This is a genomic window from Acidobacteriota bacterium, from assembly GCA_028874215.1.
Lineage (GTDB): Bacteria > Acidobacteriota > UBA6911 > RPQK01 > JAJDTT01 > JAJDTT01.
Map to the genome: position 1 here is coordinate 21,645 of JAPPLF010000011.1, position 18,944 is coordinate 40,588.

The following is an 18,944-nucleotide window of genomic DNA, read 5'->3' on the forward strand; positions in this document are numbered from 1 at the left end:
AGAGCAGCGCACCCGGATCCTCCAACGAATCGACGTCCAGGGATGCTGAACCGAGTCTCAGTCCAGGGTCCGACACGGAGGGGGGAATTCAGAGTCCCGGCAAACTGAGGCGAGAGATCGAGGCGTTGCGGGATCGCATCGCCAAGCTGAGCGCCGCCAGCCTGCGGATCAGCGTGAGCCTCGTCGTTCGCACCGTCCGGAACGAGGTTATCGGTAGGGCTTGGCGTCTATCCCCATTCGGCCCCTGCTCTCAGATAGGGGTGTCCTCGTCTCCTGTGGAGGATTCGGTTCCCGGCCAGAGTTGAGTCACTGCACTCTTATCGGGATGTGTCCGGGAGGACCGGTTGGAGACGAGGAAGGGGCGGCAGGTGAACCGCCGCCCGTGCCTCGATCACTACCATGAGTAATCTGCTGCCGGGCACCACTCCCGGCAGAACCCATCCTACAAGACATACGCCCACGGCGGGAAGATTCGTCAACGGGACAGGTTCCGGAGCACAGCCTGGCCAAGACATCCGCAGCAGTGGCAACGTTCCTCGCCCGGACCAAGCCGGAACTCCCTGCATCCCGCACCGGTTCGTTCGAGTCTCATGAGTGTGGCCAGCACGCGGCCTCGCAGGTTTGACCGTAGCGGGGACAATTTCTCCGAAAGCGCCGGTAGCCGCAGTCCGGACAGCGGTAAGCGCGACGGGTGCGGAGCCTCTCCACCGCCTGCTTTCTGAGGTCCTCCAGCCGTTGCTCGTTAATATCAGGGGCGCTCATCAGGCTCTAGCCTGCCACACCACAGGTGTCTGTTCTGGGCCTTACCGCCAAGGATAATGAGACGGGAGCGACCCCCCAGGGGGTGTTGCGCAAATGTGAATTGCGCAACGCCCCCGCGCCCGCACCGGGCAGCAAAAAGGGGGGGTCGCTCCCGTCCACCTTCGATTTCCCCGTGCGGCCACCCTGTGGCCAACAATATGGCCGTAACTGCATGAAAGGAAAAAAGATCCGGGAAAACGTGTTTATGAATCGCCGTGAGCGCATATTGTGAATCCATCCCGCATTTCCCATGCACCCTCCCGGATCGGCACGAGACTCCCTTTGCGCCCAGCCGAAACGAGTCGCCGTAGACCTTTGCGACTGCCATGTTCGGAACTGTCTCGGCGAACGTCCCGCGACGTTCGAAATACTGCTCACTTGGCCCGGCCCGACAGCCTCGTCAACCGGCGCAAGACCGCTCGAAGCTCATGGACCCCGGGATCGGTTCGGGTGTCCAGGCCCCTTAGGTTCCCCACACCGGGCGCGTCGGATCAATGGATCGGATCGGTTTGCAGGTCTTGACGTTCGCCGGCCAAGAAACTCGCCCCGCCGCTTGAGCTACTCCTCTCCTCCAATCAGGGCAGGTCGAAACGGTCCAGTGTCATAACCTTGGTCCATGCCGCGATGAAGTCGTGCACGAAGTCCTCCCGCGCGTCGTCGGCCGCGTAGAATTCGGCAACCGCGCGCAGCTCGGAGTTGGAGCCGAAAATCAGGTCCACCGGTGTCGCCGTCCACCGGAGATCACCGGTGCCGCGATCGCGACCTTCGTAGACGCCCTCGGTGGACGACTTGGTCCACAACGTCGACATGTCCGTCAGGTTGACGAAGAAGTCGTTGCTCAGAGTGCCGGGGCGGTCGGTGAACACGCCGTGCGCAGCGCCGCCGGCATTGGCGTTCAGACTTCGCAAGCCGCCGACCAGCACCGTCATCTCCGGTGCGGTCAGGTTGAGCAGGGCTGCCTTCTCCACCAGCATTTCCGCTGGGGATCGGGGATTTCCGTTGGCGAAGTAGTTGCGGAAGCCGTCCGCAACGGGCTCAAGCAGCGCGAACGACGCCACGTCGGTCTGTTCCGGCGAGGCGTCCATGCGGCCCGGCGCGAAGGGCACGTCCACGTCAACACCGGCCTTCGAAGCCGCCTGCTCGATGGCGGCGGCACCGCCGAGAACGATCACGTCCGCCAGGGAGACCCGCTTGTCGTCAGTCTGCACGTCGTTGAATCGACTCCGGATACCGCCAAGGGTCTCCAACACGCGGCCCAGCTCAGCAGGGTCGTTGGCAGTCCAGTCTCGCTGGGGCGCGAGCCGGATTCGCGCTCCGTTGGCGCCGCCGCGCATATCGGTGCCTCGGAATGTGGATGCCGAGGCCCACGCGGTCCTGACCAGCTCTGCGGCAGACAACCCCGAGTCCAGGATCTGCGCCTTCAGAACGACCGTGTCACGGGCATCGATCAGTGTGTGGTCGACTTCCGGAATCGGATCCTGCCAGATGAATTGCCGGTCCGGCGCCAGATCACCCAGGTAGCGCGACGCCGGACCCATGTCGCGGTGCGTCAGCTTGAACCAGGCGCGGGCGAATGCGCCCTCGAACTCGTCCGGGTTCTTGAGCCAGCGCAACGTGATCTCGCGATAGGCCGGATCGACCTTCAGCGCCAAGTCCGTGGTGAGCATCATCGGCGCGTGTCGCTTCGACGGATCGTGGGCGTCCGGAACCAGGTCCGCCGCAGCGCCGCCAGCGGGCCGCCACTGGACTGCACCGCCAGGGCTGCGAGTCTGCTCCCATTCATAGCCGTACAGGTTCTCCAGGAAGTTATGCGTCCAGGCGGCGGGGTTCACCGTCCACGCGCCCTCCAGACCGCTGGTGATCGTGTCGGCACCGTGGCCGGCGCCGTAGCTGTTCTGCCAGCCGAGTCCCTGCGCCTCGACGTCGCCGCCTTCCGGATCGACGCCTACGTACCGCGACGCAGCAGCCGCGCCATGGGCCTTGCCGAAGGTGTGGCCACCGGCAATCAGCGCCACCGTCTCCTCGTTGTTCATCCCCATGCGTCCAAAGGCCTCACGGATGGCGTCGGCGGCCGCCTGCGGATCCGGATTGCCGCCAGGGCCTTCCGGATTGACGTAGATCAGGCCCATTTGGGTCGCGCCGAAGGGTCGGTGCAACTCTCCGTCCGCGTTGCGCCGGTCGGCGGCGAGCCACTCCCCCTCGGGTCCCCAGTTCACCTCCGTGGGCTCCCAGGCATCGGTCCGGCCACCCGCGAAGCCCAGGGTCTCGAAGCCCATCGACTCCATGGCGACGGTGCCGGCCAGGACCATCAGGTCGGCCCAGGAGATCTTGCGCCCGTATTTCTGCTTGAGCGGCCAGAGCAATCGCGTGGCCTTGTCCAGGTTTGCGTTGTCGGGCCAACTGTTGAGCGGTGCGAAGCGCTGCAGACCGCCGTCACCGCCGCCTCGGCCATCGATGGTCCGATAGGTGCCCGCGCTGTGCCACGCCATGCGAATGAAGAACGGACCGTAGTGGCCGTAGTCCGCCGGCCACCAGTCCTGGGAAGTGGTCATCGACTCCGTCAGATCGGCCTTCAGCGCATCGAGGTCGAGGCTCTCGAACGCCTCCCGGTAGTTGAAGCCCTCCCCCACGGGATTGGATTCCCGCGACGCCTCGCGCAGTGGTTCGAGGCTCAGCCGGTTCGGCCGCCAGTAGTCGTTGTCCGGTGCGCCGCTCCGGGCCGCGCCCAGGCGGACCGGCAGGACCACAGCTATCCCAACTGCCAGCGCGGCAATCGCAAGTCTGGTTCGTCTAGTCATCGGTTTCTCCTCCGTTTCCTTCGTTCCCGCTGCCGCGCGCATCGCGGCAGCCGGGGCAGTACCCCCAGTAGATGACCTCGGCCTCATCGATGTCGAAGCCGTGAGCGTCGGCGGCGGTGAGACAGGGCGCCTCACCGACGGCGCAGTCGATATCGACCGTGACGCCGCAAGTGCGACAGACGAGGTGGTGGTGATTGTCGCCGACTCGATTCTCGTACCGCGCAGGCGATCCTGCGGGTTGAATCCTGCGAGCCAGGCCCCTTTCGACGAGCATTCCCAAGGTGTCGTACACCGCCTGCCGGGAAATCGATCCGATGCTCCGCCGCACATACTCGGCGAGTTCGTCCGCAGTGGAGTGCGGGTGGGACGCCACCGCCCGCAGCACGGCGAGGCGCTGGGCCGTGACTTGCAGCCGGTGCTGCCTCAGGAGCCGCTCGGCGTCGTCGTTCATGACACTGAGTCAATCATAAACTCTGGACTGTGTCCAGTATTAGAATTAGTAATATACTAGACGGTGCTCACAGTTGGGCAATGCTGCGGACCGGCCACGCTGCAATCCGGCAGCGCCGCCGATTAGGATCGATGCGGTTCACGGCAGCGAGGATTCGGCTACGAGGGGTGCGGTCTCGGTCTCCATGTGTCCATTCTGCGAGCTAGCTTGATGGAAGGCGATTAATTTCGGCAAATCCCGTTATCGTATTCTTGTCCTGAGCTATCGGAGGACTAACCTACCCGTTGTCAACGGGCATTGACATCAGTCCCAAGCAGTTGACGCGCGACGCGACCCAACTCATGCTAATTTGGCGTGGACGCGGACAAGAACTTGGAACATGATGCACTCGTCAGCTTCCGCGAGCGTAGAATCCCCATCTGCCGGAACCGACCGGGTGAAGCTGCCACCCTTGGTGCCTGGCCGCCGTCTCAGCAACCTGATCGCCAGGTACCGGGACACGCTCGGGCTCTACCAATGGCTTCACTGTGAGTACGGGCCTATTGTTCGATACAAGATCCTAGGTTTCGAGTTCTGCCTGATTTCGGCCCCCGAACTGATCGACGACGTGCTTTACGCAAAGAAGTCGGCATTCGTGAAGGGGTTCATCTACAAGCGAAGCCTGATCTTGCCCCGGCCGACGATCATCACGGGAGACGGCGAGGAGCACAAGCGGCGCCGCCGCCTCGTCCAGCCATATTTTCACCGGAAGAACCTCGGCACCTACTCCACCATCATGGCTGAACAAGCGGCGGCGATCTGGGACCGGTTGAGGGATGGTGAAGTCTTCGACATGGAAAATGCGGCGCAAGATCTGACCCTTTCCATTTCCCTCAGGGTTTTCTTCGGAAACACCGTACAGGTCGATACCGAGATGCTACGGAAGGTACTCAAGCTGTGTGTCATCGACGTTGGTTCGTCCCTGCTACCGAGTCGGAGTCTGCGCCGGTTGATCCTGCATTCGTTTCGGCGGCTCCAGCGCGCGTACCGGAACATGGCCGACCAAGTCGTCACACTGACTGACACCGCCCGCGCTGACAAAACGGCGCGGAACGACCTGGTCTCGTATTTGGCTCGCGCCGGCGACGAGGACGGAGTATTCGCCTTCAGTGAGGAGGAAGTGGTCGACAGCGTTATCGAGATGCTGATCGCATCCTTGACCACAACCGCGACCACGATCACTTGGGCAACGTACTACCTCGCGCGGAACCCCGGGGTGCGCGAGCAGATGGAGCGTGAGGTCGATGAGACGTTGAAGGGACGAGTTCCGACCCTTGAGGACTACGAACGTCTCCAGTACACGGGGGCTGTGATTGCCGAAGTGCTGCGGCTGGCACCGCCGGCCTACTACCTGGGACGGAAGGCAATACGGGATTGCAACGTCGGAGATTTCTTCATTCCTGCTGGCTCCAATGTGCAGCTCTTCTACTATTTGGCACAAAGAGAGGAACGCTACTTCCCGCAAGCTGAGGTGTTCCGGCCGGAACGCTGGCTCGAGAGACAGCCGGCACGGCCACGCTGCTCGTACATGCCGTTCAGCTTGGGCAGTCGCGACTGTGCCGGCAAGGCGTTCGCGCTGATCAACCTGACGTTCGCCCTGGCAAGCATCGCCCAGCGGTGGCGGTTTGATCTCGTGTCCGAGGAGATGCCAGAGTTGAACACCCTTGCATCTTACGCTTTCAAGAATGGTCTTCCGGTCAAGGCGAGCGCCCGTAGCCACGGGTCCTGATCCCCGATTCAGCGGCTCTCGATTCCCATGCCTCGCCCGACGGCTACCGGTCGACTCCGTACATTCGTAGGTCGTACTCTCCCTGCTCAATCCAGAACCTCACTCCCATGTACTGACGGAGCTTCCAGGGAATCAGCGACGGGAATCGTTCGAGAATCCAAGTCAGCGAAATCCCGGCTGTGCAAAGCAACCGTCGCTTTTCCTCGGGATACCCTAAACGATCAGCCAGCCGGTCACCCAGCAGCCTCCTCGAAAGCGCACAGAGGAGGTTGACAAACTTGCGGGCCACAAATGGGTTCTCGATTTTCAGGAACTCCGGGGCCGCCTCGATGAGCGCTCTGCACAGGAGCTTCGAGTTTTCGTCCGGATCGAACTCCAGGCTGCAAGCCACCTTCGTCAGGTGGCGTGCCTCCGTTTCGGACGTGAAGGAGATTTCAGTGCTGACGCCGAACAGGTAGCTGACATAGCGCCAGATCTGCAGGATGCTCTCCACGTCCTCTTGGCGGAACCGTCCTCCGAGACGCCGCATCCCATCGATGACAAAGAGCGAAAAGATGATCGTCCCCATCGCCATGTGCGCCTGGTTCAGGGGCAGCCCCAAGGTCATGTCCCACCGGCCCGACTTGAGGATCTGGCTCCGAATCCGGGCGTGCAGAATCCGCGTGATGACTGCGAACCTGAAGCCGTCTGCATGACGTCGCATGCTGCCCGGCATGAAGACCTCGGTAAAGAACCGCGTCGCGACGGCATAGCGCCGGGCGGTGTTGCTGAGCAGGGCGTTTGAAAAGGCCAGGGGTTTGTTGCCGGTCGCAAGATAGGCGTGGGGCAGCGCGTAGACCGCAAATGACATGGCCGGCAACAGGGCGTTCCGGATGATCTTCGCGCTCGCAAGTTTCATGCGGTCCCATTCGATCCAGGATGGAATGTGATCAAGCTGCTGAAAGAGCGCCACCAGTTCGGCCGGGGGGTTGTCCACCGAACCGATCCCGCTATCGATAGCCTGCATCAACATTCGGTATCCCTTTCGGTGCGTCGTCCGATCGAAGCAGTTCACGACGTCGTCGGCCAAGGGATCCCCGATGTGCAGGTGCTCCAAGTACGTGTCAACGGAATGTCCATACTCTGCCCGGGCCGAGGCGATTCGTTCCTCGGACAAGGGGGGATAGGGCGAACCGCCTGGACTGATCATTCGCAACTAAGCCAGGGAAGGTCGGGTACTGTAGCCCAGTATGGACTGGCCGGGCTCGCACGCATCCGCCAGGGTCCGATGCTCGTCCGGAGCGAGGCGAGGCCAGCGAGCCTCTTGTGGACGGACGACTGAAGCAGCAGACTCGATCCAACGGGAATCCTCGAATTCCGAACCGACGAACCGGATGAATCGGCCGAGTTCCTCGCGCGGGTGGGCGAGAAGCTTCTCGTATGACACTGCCAGGACTCGTTCTGGCGGCAAGGCGTTCAGGTACTTTGTACCTCGCTCAATCATGTCGCTCCAGAACCTCCCGAACGATGGAAGCTCGATGACTTGCCGCCGGTAGTGGTCAGCGGAGAAGATGAATTTGAACCACATCCAACTTAGCCAAGGAACCCAAGGACTGGTGCCAGGCACGTTGAACGGGTGGAACGGGTCGATCCCGAGCCGGCGCATCCTTCCTGCGGCCAGCACGCGCCAGCGGAAAAAGTGATGCCTTTGCATGGACAAGGCCGTGTCCCGGCCGTCTCGATAGAGGTGCACGAACCGCGCGTCGGGAAATAACCGCGCCAGTGTCGGCACGAACGGCAGCGAAGCCCCGGAACGCTCGATCCAGACCGACTTGCCGAAGCGGCGACCAAGCCATTCGAAAACGAACCGGTATTGGTCAGCAAGCGATTCGTCGCCTCTTTCGCGCAATGCCGCGGCCAGCTCGTCCCAGGTGCGCTCCGCGTCGTCTGTAATATGGGGCATCGTCGAACCCATGATCGGCGGAATATTGTGCCGCTGGTATCGCGATCCAGGAGCGAATTCGTAAAGGAATTCGTCCAGCTGCAACCCGTTTTCGAGCAACGCCCGCCCTTCGGGCGTCAGCGAGTTGAGACGTCGAAAGGTCGCCTCCCCGGACAGCCGCTGGCCGAGGAACGCCTGGCTGGCCAACGAGGTGAAAAACTCCGAGACGCTGAGCAGGTCGGGGTGCTGCCGGACCATGTTGGACAGCATCGTCGAACCGCACCGTCCTGTGCCGACGATGAGAACTGGAGCGAACACGGAGGAAACCCCCGGCAGAAGCAACAGACGCTAAGGTGGACCAGCAATCCGACTGGCGGGCAACGCGCCGCCCAAATTGCGAGCCCCTTGCGCCGCACACGCCCTGGTACGACAACCCAAGCCAGTTGGTATTCTGATGTGGTTCGGACCTTCCTTGGCCTTCGGGAAGAATCCGGCCGGTACGTGAACTCCCATAGGGCTCCAAGAGCGAATGAGAATATTATGGCAAAATCCCTATGAATCTAGCGTGAAATCCGAGGATAATCGGGAGAAAATACCGTGAAATTATGCGGCGAAGCGCCCTTCTTCCGTCTGCTCCGCCGAGCGTAGAAGAATTTCAAACTCGGCTACTCCGGCGAGGCGATGCAAGAATAGCGGGCAGTCAGGGGAGTGTTTCAGACTACGAAAAAAGGAATGATGCCGGTCTGAATTGGCGGCCATCTGCAAGCACCTTGGCCGCTTGGTGAGGAGCCAGTTCCAGGTTACTGTTCCGGGCGCTCATCACGCTCTAATCTGCCACATCTCAGGTGTCATCTAAGGCCTTCCCGCCAGGGATCAATTGGACGGGAGCGACCCCTTCAAGGCGATGGCACGGAGAGTGCACATCAGCCCGGCCCGCATTGCCGATCCGGGAGGCAAGAAGGGGGGGTCGCTCCCGTCCACCTCCGCTTTCCCCGTACGGGATCGCCGAGCCGCGAGACGATCCGTAACCCGAACGGGGACAGCAGGTTAGAGAAAAGTCTCCGTGCACGTCGAAGAACCCTCATGGTGCACATGCCCCCCATTGTCTCGTGTGCACTCCCCGATCGGCACGGAACCCCACTTTTCAACGGTCAAGTTTGAGCTCCCGGACATCGGCTCAAACGCCAGATCCCGAAGCCTGCCCGGAGAACCACCACGGCGGATCAACGGAGCCGGACGGACGCCGGTTGCCGACTCTCGCCAACCAGACAGCTCGCCCAGTCGTCCGTGAGCCGCCCCCGGTTTCGTTCGACAAGCCCCTCTGTGCCCCAGGGCTGTAGCTGCGCTCAAGGGGGAGGCGAAAATTTCGACGTCTACGGCGCCGTGACAGCCGCGCTGATGTGGGCAATCCGTTGGCAACGTTGGCAGAAGCGGAAAACCGCTCCATCAGGATGCCTCGCGGCGGCTCTTCCACCTCGGGGTCGACCAGGTCGTTGGGGTAGTGGGGTCAGGGAGCTACGCCGTGTCGATCTGGGAAGTGCCAGGTTGGACACAGTTCATACTATTCTGGTGTGAATCGGCCTGCGCTTTGGTTGTCGATGGGCGCCACGGAACGGGCAGTGATCTACTCATCCCAGACCGCTTGGTCCAGATAGCATCCGGTATCGTATTCTTCGCCTGAGAACCACATGGGCGCACACCAGACCTCGAACTCCGCCACCTTGCCGCCGCTGACGCTCACGTCATAGCTGCCGTCCGTATTCTTCTTCACATCGACACTGACGCCCCCGCCGATCTCACGCGTCTCGCCGTCGCTTAACAGTGAATAGTCGTCCCGGCCCCAGCTCACGTCAGCAAGAAAGTTCGGATTCTCCTTATCGTAAAGAGCCGGTCCAACTCGGGCTGCCGTGCCCGTTCCAGCGGTCTGGTCGTAGCGGCTGACCAGCACTCCTTCGTATCTGCGAGGCCGGTATTCCCCTGGAACCGAGGGGTCGTACACGTCGATGTTCGCCCTGAATTGTGAAGGGCGTTCTTCCAGAACCTCCAAGGTCGTGAAAGCGTTGGGACGGCCGGAATGCACAACCAGAAACTGATACCCGCTTTCACGCGGTTTGCTCAAGGTGTAGGTGGCGCTATCGACCAGGTGCAACGCCACATCTTCAGGTTTGATCCAGCCTGCGGCGTAGCGATTGATCGCCAGGGTCGATGGCATCTCATGATCCCAGCCCGATATCGGTGAGAAGGCTAGGCTGGACATGATGTCAAAGAAGTTGGAATAGGGGTTAGGCGGCGAGATTTCTTCGCCGGCTTCAGCCCGCCACGGCACCTCCGAATAGGAGTGCGGCCACGCCATCCACCCGTGACCCATTTCATGGACGATCGTTTCCATGTAGGCAGCCTGGAAGCTCACGAGACCAAAGCGGGCCCAACCATTGTACGCCTCCCCTCCCGTATCGGAGGCCACGTCATTGACCAGGATGCGGTTCAGTCCCCCCGGTGCTCCGTACTCGCAGCCCTCCAGACAGGCTCCGACAAGCTTGAACTGCTGGGTCTGCGCATCCCCCGGTCCACCATCCCCCTCGACGTCGAATTCGTTGCCCTCACGGAAGGTAATGCGGAGACTGTCCTGCGAGATCCTCCTGAAATAGGGCGCGACATGCTGATTCAGAAGTTCGACTGCCCGAGCCATGCTCATATCGACACGGCTCCCATCGTCATCGACCCACCCCGAAGCATCCGACGGCACCCGGGCAACGTCGACCCATATGTCCAGATCGCCCAGGGAGTAGTAGGTCGGATCGGCAGGCGGATCCAAGTGGAAGGAGTCGGGGTATTTTTTCAGCGGTGTGCATCCGTGAAAGCCCATATGACCATACCGCAAATAGCTCCCATTCCCGAAGTAGCGGATTAACGTGAGGGGATCAGACCCGCCAAGATCGATCAGTCCGGCACGCATCCATGGAGAAGTCTGTTTTTCTTCCTGCCGGCAGGAATAGGGCGCCGACTCTCTCCACCACGGCTCGGGCTTCAGGTCGTTCCAATGGGCGAACGGATCCACAGAGTCTTGATTGCCCTCGGAGTCTTGCGTCAGTGAGACAACCGGAATCGTGGATAGAATGCTTTCACCCAACCGAAGCCCCACCAGGGCAAACAGGCCTTCGGATTCCACGAGGAGCGAGCCTTGAAATACGCTGGAGAGGTCGGGGAAGAGCTCCGTCAGGAATCTCGCTGTCTGACTCCCCGAAAAATCAAAGGGCCGCTCATCCACGAGAGTTCTATTTTTATCGTAAAGCTTCAGATGGATGGAACTGGGTGTTTCCCGATAAATGGCGATCCCCGTGTCCAGGTCGGAAGACCGCTCAACGGACAGGGCAAAGCGCTTTCCCGTCTGGCTTGACGGCACATTGGCTTCCAGTCCCGAGGCAAATCTGAAGGTGGCAACTCCGGAAACTTCCTCCTGGTCCAGCTCTACGCGCACGAAACCGGTTCTGAGTGGATCGGATGTGCCCAGAGTCCTCAAGACCGTGCTGGAGTTGGGCGCAAGGGTCAAATCGACCTCCGAAGCAGCCCCGCTTTCAAAGGGCAGCGGTGCCGGATCTCCAAGAGTGTCGTAGACACTCAATGTCCCCGTAGCAGTCGCCTCCGAATGGTTGCTCACGACGAAAGTCATCCTGAGGCCATCCCCATCTCCGTAGTGAGGAAAGTAGAACGTTTCGGCGTGGGTGTACGAGTGGGTTAGGAATAGAATCGCCAATATGCATCGTACGGAAACGACCATTTGATCCTCCCAGCCAAGCCAGATACGTCATCACAATCAGCAAGCCAGATACGTCATCACAATCAGATAGTGGTCGGAACCCACGCTGCAGGACTTGGGCCATCCTGGCGGACACAGCAAGCGCGAAATAACTGATTGCCCATGGAACTGTCTCCTTGGAAAGCAATAGACAGGCTATACTATTCGGGTGAAACTGACGTGAAATAGCGGCCAGATATGGCGATTTTATCGTGAAATTATCGATTGTCGTTTGCGGGCTGCGGAGAGCGGTGCACCCAGATCCTCCATCGAATCGACGTATAGGGACGATGAACCGAGGCTCGGTCCGGGGTCCGAGGAGGTTGGAGCCCCTTCCTTATCCTCCCGAAACGGCAACCTGGAACTGTCCCTTCATCTGGCGGCCAAAGTGCTAATAAACGGGGGATCGGTCCCGCGTCGCCCAGAAGCACGGTTCAGGAAAAGCCGTCCCAGCGCCACCAAGAGGGATTAGCCTACAAGAAGATCAACTGATCGTGGTCTGTCAGGAGCCACTGCGGATCGGGAGACCTCACGGATCATTTGGCCTGGGCATGCGGTAGCCGACCCTGCGCTCGGTAAAGATGTAGGCCGGACTGGCCGCGTCATCGCTCAACTTACGGCGGAGCAGCTTCACGAAGGCGCGCACCGGACGATGGTCTCCGGATTCATCCCGGCCCCACACTTGGCGCAGCAGGGTGGCGTAGGTCGTGACCCGTCCCGCGTTGACCGAGAGCGCTCGCAGCAACTCGTATTCGGTGGCCGTAAGTGGCACCGGGCGGTCGGCCAGGGTGACCCGGCGTCCCTCGTAGTCGATGGTCAGGTCCCCCAACCGAAACGATTCGGGTGGCTTATATCGCTTACGCAGGGCAGCCCGGACTCTCGCCACCAATTCCGTCGGCGAGAAGGGCTTGACGATGTAATCGGTGGCTCCGGCATCCAGGGCCCGGACGACGGTTTCATCCCCGCCGTAGCCAGAGATGAAGATGACGGGCAACTCGGCCAGTTCGGGGACACGTTGCATCAACTCGATGCCGTCGGTCCCGGGCAACACCAGGTCCAGCAGCACCATTTGGGGCTGTTTCATCCTGACCAGATGGGAGACCTGGTCCGTTTCCCCCGTCAGCAGCGGATCGTAGCCGCCCGCCGTGAGAGCGTCCCGAACGTAGCCGAGCGTCTGAGGGTCATCTTCCACGACCAAGATGCGCGGTTTCTCCGGACCTTCCACGGGCGGGCGAGACGAACTCCTCGCAGAATCGGCCGACGCATTCCTCGCAGATTCTTCGGCCACCGGAATCGTGAAGGTGAACCGCGTTCCCAGACCGGGCCCTCCACTCTCGGCCCGAATCCGCCCACCATGGGCCTCCACGAGACCCTTGCAGATAGCTAGACCCAGGCCAGACCCCCCGATCCCGCGACCGGCGACACGCGTATGCTTGCGGAACAGGTGCGGCAGCAGTTCTGGAGCCACTCCCCGGCCTTCGTCCGCGACTGAGATCGCCACATAGACACCGTCGCTCACAGCGGCGACCTCGATGGGGGTCGACTGGGGAGCGTTTCTGGCTGCGTTGGACAAGAGATTGTTCAGAACCTGGACGATTCGCTGCCGGTCGGCCTCAACCCGGGGCAGGTCCGGCGGGAGGTCGATGCAGACGGTGTGCCGGCCGCCCCCGCTCAGGAACGTGTTCCTAGCTTGGTCCACCAAGCTAGCGACATCGACGGCCTCGGGAGCGACCGAGAGCGTGCCCGCCTCGATACTTCCTGCATCCAACAGGTCGTTGATCAGGCCCTGCATATGATCGGCCTGCTCGTCGATGATGCGCAGGAACTGCCGTATTGCGACCGGATCCGGTGCCGGTGAGGTGCCCAGTGCGGTGGTGGTCGAGCCCTTGATGGAGGTCAACGGAACCCGTAGCTCGTGGCTCACCATGCCCAGGAAATCGGCCCGCATCCGCTCCAACTCCTCCAGCGGCGCCAGATCCTGCAGGGTGACGACCATGGACTCGAGGGCGCCGTCGGCGGAATGGATCGGCGTAGCATTGATCAACGTCGTAATGCTCCGGCCGTCGGGAACCTCGAGGACGATCTCTTCGGCGCGCACCGTCTCGCCACTGCTCAGAGCCTGGGCCAGAGACAACTCTTCAAGCGAGATCCCCCGTCCGTCAGCGCGCCGAAACGTCAGGGATTCAAGCAGTTGCTCCGGGTCCCGGCCCGGCTGGCCGAGGCTCCTGACGATTCGCTTCGCCTCCCGGTTGAGCGACACTGGTTTGCCGGTTCGGGCATCAAAGATGATGATCCCCACTGGCGAAGTGTCGACCAGGACCTCCAGGTTGGCTCGGGCCCGCTGTTCGCCCCGGTGTGTGCGGGCATTGACGATGGCCGTGGCCGCCTGCGCGCCGAACAGCACCAGGACCTCTTCGTCCTCGCTCGTGAACTCTCGTCCGCCTTCCTTCTCGCCGAGGAAGAAGTAGCCGGTATGCACGCCTCGATGCCGCATGGGCGTGCACTGGAAGGTCTGCGACGGAATCGGGCCTGGGGAATGGCCGTGCGACCGGACGTAGCCGGGAAAATCGCGCAGTCTCAGCGGGCCCGGGAGATCCCGGAAGTGTTCAAACAAACGGAGTCCGTCGGGCCATTCGGCCACCCGTTGGTGCTCGGCGGCAGTGATGCCGGAGGTGACGAACTCCAGGGCCTGTTCCGACTCGCCGAGTGTCACCACCCCGCCGAAGCGGGCGCCGGTCAGCGCGCGGGCGCCGTCGACGACCTCGCGCAAGACGGTACTGAGGTCGAGGCTCTCGCTGATACGCAGGATCGCCGCGGTCAACCTGGAGATGCGGTCCCGCGGCAGCTCGGTTTCTTGCCTCAAATCGTCGCGACTCTTCATTCGCCCAACCTCGTCGGACTACCGGATGGGACTCGACTCCATGGAGGATCCAGCTGCTTAGGTCTCTAAAACCACCAGCAGATCGATTATTTCACAACACTTTCTCCATAACAACTAATACTTTCACGGCTGTTTCACGAACACGATCTATACTGATCCTGTTGCCTCTGATTTAGAGGGTTGCACGCCTTTTGTTACTCGCGCCGGAGCGAAAGGAACCGTTGGCGTGCCGGGTTCGGGGTGGAGCCGCCTCGCTGCTGGCCCTGGAGACGACCGGCCCGGCACGTGGACGGGAGAGGACAAACGGATGTGGGGTTCCTATTACGACAAACGTAGCGTCGTCATTCAACTTGAAACCGCCGGCATGCACGCCCAGCAGGCCGAAGCCGTGGCGCATGCCATCGGCTACAGCAGGGATCCGGCGGTCACCCGAGCGGAGTTGAGGGTGGCTCTGCGCTGGGCAGCCTTGGGGATCGTCGCTGTCAACATCGTCGTCACAGTAGTCCTCATCAGATGCTTGTAGCGACGGCTTGCAGGCGAAGTGGGTGAGGCTAGCATGAAGAAACCCCTTGTCCCATTGGTTGCGTTGTTCAGATTGCCCGCCGTGGTGTATGCGGAGCGAAGACCCGATCGGACATTGGAGGCGTTGGAGAATGCTCTGCAAAAGTTCGAATCGCTACGTCAAAACCAGACTGCTGACAGTGATTGGGAAGTGTTGGTGAATTCTCCAGAAGAGGGCTTTGCTGCTGCCACAGGGGACCGGACTACGTTGTTGAGCGCAGTATGTCTCCCAGATGCAAATTCGTATGGGGCCATTCTTCTTTGGCGAGGAGAGGATTCTCTCGGCACCGATTACGATGATTTTGAAGACCAACCAGTCACCCTCAACTGGCGCGATCCAGACTCCACGCAGCGGACAGAGTGGATGCACCTGTCAGACGATGATGGGGTGTTTGACTCCGTCTCGCTCCTTGACCGACTGAAACCTCAGGAAACTGACGATTTCCTGGATCGACTTACAGGCCACGCTGAACTGAACATCATCGTGGCGGTTACAGAGAACGGTCGCACGAAACAGGCGACGTTTTCATTGGCTGGAGCCCCCTCGGCAGAAACAGTCAAGGCTTGCGGTAAGGAACAGACATCGGCCGGGACAACACTCTATTTTCCCGACTATGTCGATGGGGGAGGGTGGACCATACAGATGGTGCTCAGCAACCTCGACCCGAGCCGGAATGCATCGGCGGCCGTGACCGCCTTCGATCCCCAGGGGCGGGAGGTTTCGGGACTCTTCGGCTCTGGGAGCCGCTTCGACATTCCCTCTCTTGGCAGTCGGCTCATGCGAAGCCCGGGGACGGGGGACATTAGGCGCGGTTGGATCGAGGTCGATGCTGATTCCAGTTTAATCCGTGGATTGTTGACCTACCGCAACGCCGATTCCGGCGTGGAGGTCGGCGTGGAACCGGTCGAGTTGGGAGATCAATTCACTTTGTTCGTGGAAGAGTCGAGCGACATCGGAACCGGCGTGGCGATCTTCAAACGGGAGGCTGCCGCTCGAATCGAGCTCCGAATCCGGAACAAGGAGGGCTACGACCCGGTAGAGGGGGTGTTCGTGCGGCACGGGGACTTTCACCAACGGGCTTGGAAAATTCAGGAATGGTTCACCGATAGGGGAGTCCATACTCAGTTCCTGAAGAATTTCCGTGGACTACTGTTTCTGCGGACGGATGACGGTTCACCGTTCGCACCAGTTGGACTGAGGTTCGGAAAGCGAACGGGATCACTCTCGGCAGTTCCGGTGTTCCGAGGCGGGAACGTCTCGGGCGGTCTGCCGTCCGACTGACTACACATTCAAAGGAGGTGTCTGATGCGGAGAACTCACGCCGTGTGTGCTCTGGTCGTTATTGTCCTGATTGGCCCTGTTAGCGTACAGGGAATGGCCCAGGGGTTCTCTTGGTGGGCCTACGATAGCGTTCTGGAGGAGATCCAGGACAGGGGAGCGCTGAAAGTCGGACTGGGCCTGTTCACGCCTTGGTCGGCCTGCGATACAAACGGTGAGCTGATCGGCTTTGAGATCGATGTCGCGACCAAATTGGCCGAGGATATCGGGGTGATGGTGGAATTTGAGCGGACGAACTGGCACTACATCATTCCGGCCCTGGTGGCAGAGGAGTTTGACGCCATCATCAGTGGCCTGGCGATCCTTCCAGGGAGGAATCTCAAGGTCAATTACACGTCACCGTACAACGGGATCGGTGTCTACTTGGTGGCGAGCGTAGCGAAAGCCTCCGACTTGGAAACATTAGCCGACTTCAACAGTTCCAGCGTCACGATCGCGACTCGGCGGGGAGCCTCATCCGTAGGCTTTGTGGCGAGTGTTTTTCCCGATGCAATGTTGCTGTTGGTCGATACCGATACCGAGGTCATCCAGGCCGTCGTTTCGGGGGACGCTCATGCTGCGGCATCATTCGAGCCGAATCAAGAGACGTGGGTGGAGGCCAACCCGGAGACCCTGTACCTGCCATTCGAGGAGCCGTTTGCTTCGGAGGTGGGAGCGATGGCCATCCGCAAAGGCGATCTCGACACCTTGAATTTCTTCAATAGCTGGATTGCGGCCAACAAGGCCAATGGTTGGCTCGAACAGCGCCGCCATTATTGGTTCGAGACCCGCGAATGGGCCGATCAGGTCGCGACCGATCCCGACACGATCGCTGAGTGCGATGAATCCTTTCAGTAGCTGGCCGGGGGTGGGAGCGCCTAGACGGTCCGCTATGTGCCGGATGGACTTTTCCTCCGGGTGGTCCGTGCAATTCCTCGAAGCCCCAAGTTCACCATTTGGAGAAAACCCCCTCCCGAACCCTTGATCTCTTCCGAGGACCACATGTCTTTAGAACACACCTTGTCTGATCCCCCCGATCAACTCAATAAACGGGCTTTCATCGGGAATTCAATCGTCATCAAGGGGGATGTGAGCGGCGATCAGGATCTGGTCGTCCATGGCCGCATCGAAGGAACGGTGTCGCTCCCCGGATACAGCATCACCGTGGGCCATGATGGCCTAGTCAAAGGCGACATGATCGCCAAGGTGATTCGGATCGAGGGTACTGTGGAAGGAGAACTTCAGGGTGAAGACAAAATTCTTCTAGATCGATCCGCAAAGGTTCGAGGCAAAATCACCTCCCCCCGAGTCGCTCTGGAAGATGGATGCCGGTTTAGCGGTGGCATCCACATGACTGGCGTTGGGGAGCGCGATGCTGAATAACCGGAGTTCGGCACTGGGAGCGATTCTGGGGGGCAAAGGTGTTGCGCCGGGGGCGAGAGTCGCTTGGCAGGTGGCATCGCTTGAGACGCCAGCATCGGATGTGGCCCCCCGAAAACGGCACCCTTACGGTTGTCACACTCGATCACACGGCCTTGGACAAGGGGCTTCTTGACACGATAGGAGTGAACCACAACGGCCCTGACTACAAGGCGTGGCGGGCGGGCTTCATTGTTGCTAGTGGCCGCAGATGGAGGATTTCACATGAAACGGATCGGGGCTGTCTTTCTAACGATCGTACTCTATTCCACCGGACTGTTTGCGCAGAAGAAGCGGGTGGCAGTGATGGACTTCGATTTTTCCACCATTCAGAAATGGTGGGAAAGCAACTGGGACGTCGGCAAGGGAATAGGTGACCTGATCGTTGACGAATTGGTCAACAATGGCACCTTCAGCGTGATTGAGCGAAAGCAGCTCGACACCATCTTGGCCGAGCAAGACTTTTCAAATAGCAACCGCGCCAATCCCGGATCCGCGGCCGAGATCGGAAAGCTCCTGGGAGTGGACGCCATCATCATCGGCAGCGTCACCCAGTTTGGGGTCGAGAAGAAGGGATTCGGCCTGGGTGCCATCGCCGGTAAGCTGCGGAGATTTGGGGGCGGAGGCATAGGTACCAAAAAGGGGAAAGCAGAGGTCAAGCTGACGGCCCGAATCGTGGATATCAACACAGCCGAGATCTTAGCTTCCGAGAGGGGAAACGGTAAGTCGGAGCGCTCCGGCCTGCTGCTGGGAGGCATCGGCGTGAGTGGAGGCGGTTTTGGCGCAGGGGGGATCTCGATGACCAGCAGCGACTATCGCGAGACGGTGCTGGGTGAGGCAACTGAGGCCGCCGTTAGCGAACTGTCCGACAAGCTAATCAGGAAAGCCGACCGAGTGCCCGCGAGGGTGATCCTGGTTCGTGGCCTGGTGGCCGACGTGGACGGCTCGACGTTGACTCTGAACGTGGGTTCCTCAGCGGGTGTCAAAGTCGGCGACACGCTGAAGATTTTGCGGGTGACACGAACGGTCAAGGACCCTGCTACCGGCAAGGTTCTGCGAGAGGTCGCCCAGGATCAGGGGCAGGTCCGTATCGACGATGTCGCCGCCGGTTTCTCGGTTGGCACTGTGACCACCGGGTCCGATATTCAGATCGGAGATCTGGTGCGGAATTGATTCTAGTCTGAACTTCCAGCCTGCCTGACCGATATTTTCGCTTCAAATCATTGATTT

Annotated in this window: 12 protein-coding genes; 6 read left to right on the top strand and 6 right to left on the bottom strand. The window is 60.6% G+C overall.

The window, feature by feature from the left end; genetic code table 11:
- Nucleotides 1–1,376: 1,376 nt before the first annotated feature.
- Both katG and OXT71_02470 read right to left on the bottom strand, forming a co-directional pair.
- Complete coding sequence (gene katG, locus OXT71_02465; protein MDE2925245.1) at nucleotides 1,377–3,599, bottom strand: catalase/peroxidase HPI; 2,223 nt, start codon at nucleotides 3,597–3,599, stop codon at nucleotides 1,377–1,379.
- Nucleotides 3,592–4,050 (bottom strand): Fur family transcriptional regulator, encoded by a 459-nt coding sequence (locus tag OXT71_02470; protein ID MDE2925246.1) that lies wholly within the window; start codon nucleotides 4,048–4,050, stop codon nucleotides 3,592–3,594. The genes katG and OXT71_02470 overlap by 8 nt, the downstream gene beginning before the upstream one ends.
- Before the next feature lie 436 nt (nucleotides 4,051–4,486).
- Here OXT71_02470 and OXT71_02475 point away from each other — a divergent pair, with 436 nt between their 5' ends.
- Entirely contained in the window at nucleotides 4,487–5,818 is a 1,332-nt protein-coding gene (locus OXT71_02475; GenBank protein ID MDE2925247.1) for a cytochrome P450, read from the top strand.
- A gap of 43 nt (nucleotides 5,819–5,861) precedes the next feature.
- On the opposite strand, the gene OXT71_02480 is transcribed toward OXT71_02475, so the two are convergent.
- The 4 genes from OXT71_02480 to OXT71_02495 form a co-directional block, all read right to left on the bottom strand.
- Entirely contained in the window at nucleotides 5,862–7,007 is a 1,146-nt protein-coding gene (locus tag OXT71_02480; GenBank protein MDE2925248.1) for an oxygenase MpaB family protein, read from the bottom strand.
- 6 nt (nucleotides 7,008–7,013) lie between these two features.
- Nucleotides 7,014–8,057 (bottom strand): sulfotransferase, encoded by a 1,044-nt coding sequence (locus tag OXT71_02485; GenBank protein ID MDE2925249.1) that lies wholly within the window; start codon nucleotides 8,055–8,057, stop codon nucleotides 7,014–7,016.
- Nucleotides 8,058–9,363: 1,306 nt separating this feature from the next.
- A complete protein-coding gene (locus OXT71_02490; GenBank protein ID MDE2925250.1) occupies nucleotides 9,364–11,007 on the bottom strand; it encodes a hypothetical protein in 1,644 nt (547 codons plus the stop codon).
- A gap of 1,057 nt (nucleotides 11,008–12,064) precedes the next feature.
- Nucleotides 12,065–14,416 carry an ATP-binding protein gene (locus OXT71_02495; protein MDE2925251.1) on the bottom strand — a complete coding sequence of 784 codons (2,352 nt, stop codon included), beginning with the start codon at nucleotides 14,414–14,416 and terminating at the stop codon, nucleotides 12,065–12,067.
- Between the two features lie 226 nt (nucleotides 14,417–14,642).
- Here OXT71_02495 and OXT71_02500 point away from each other — a divergent pair, with 226 nt between their 5' ends.
- From OXT71_02500 to OXT71_02520, 5 genes are all read left to right on the top strand, one after another.
- Complete coding sequence (locus OXT71_02500; GenBank protein MDE2925252.1) at nucleotides 14,643–14,939, top strand: hypothetical protein; 297 nt, start codon at nucleotides 14,643–14,645, stop codon at nucleotides 14,937–14,939.
- A gap of 33 nt (nucleotides 14,940–14,972) precedes the next feature.
- Complete coding sequence (locus OXT71_02505) at nucleotides 14,973–16,259, top strand: hypothetical protein (protein MDE2925253.1); 1,287 nt, start codon at nucleotides 14,973–14,975, stop codon at nucleotides 16,257–16,259.
- A gap of 24 nt (nucleotides 16,260–16,283) precedes the next feature.
- Complete coding sequence (locus OXT71_02510) at nucleotides 16,284–17,153, top strand: transporter substrate-binding domain-containing protein (protein MDE2925254.1); 870 nt, start codon at nucleotides 16,284–16,286, stop codon at nucleotides 17,151–17,153.
- A gap of 144 nt (nucleotides 17,154–17,297) precedes the next feature.
- The gene (locus OXT71_02515) at nucleotides 17,298–17,678 is read left to right on the top strand and encodes a polymer-forming cytoskeletal protein (protein MDE2925255.1); all 381 of its coding nucleotides are present in this window, start codon (nucleotides 17,298–17,300) and stop codon (nucleotides 17,676–17,678) included.
- 261 nt (nucleotides 17,679–17,939) lie between these two features.
- Nucleotides 17,940–18,887, top strand: coding sequence for a curli production assembly protein CsgG (locus tag OXT71_02520; protein MDE2925256.1), 948 nt, complete (start codon nucleotides 17,940–17,942; stop codon nucleotides 18,885–18,887).
- Nucleotides 18,888–18,944 lie beyond the last annotated feature (57 nt).

Bases quoted from the DNA above. Each gene is read 5' to 3' on its own strand.
- katG (MDE2925245.1), bottom strand. From the start codon at position 3,599: ATGACTAGACGAACCAGACTTGCGATTGCCGCGCTGGCAGTTGGGATA.
- OXT71_02470 (MDE2925246.1), bottom strand. From the start codon at position 4,050: ATGAACGACGACGCCGAGCGGCTCCTGAGGCAGCACCGGCTGCAAGTC.
- OXT71_02480 (MDE2925248.1), bottom strand. From the start codon at position 7,007: ATGATCAGTCCAGGCGGTTCGCCCTATCCCCCCTTGTCCGAGGAACGA.
- OXT71_02495 (MDE2925251.1), bottom strand. From the start codon at position 14,416: ATGAAGAGTCGCGACGATTTGAGGCAAGAAACCGAGCTGCCGCGGGAC.
- OXT71_02505 (MDE2925253.1), top strand. From the start codon at position 14,973: ATGAAGAAACCCCTTGTCCCATTGGTTGCGTTGTTCAGATTGCCCGCC.
- OXT71_02510 (MDE2925254.1), top strand. From the start codon at position 16,284: ATGCGGAGAACTCACGCCGTGTGTGCTCTGGTCGTTATTGTCCTGATT.
- OXT71_02515 (MDE2925255.1), top strand. From the start codon at position 17,298: ATGTCTTTAGAACACACCTTGTCTGATCCCCCCGATCAACTCAATAAA.
- OXT71_02520 (MDE2925256.1), top strand. From the start codon at position 17,940: ATGAAACGGATCGGGGCTGTCTTTCTAACGATCGTACTCTATTCCACC.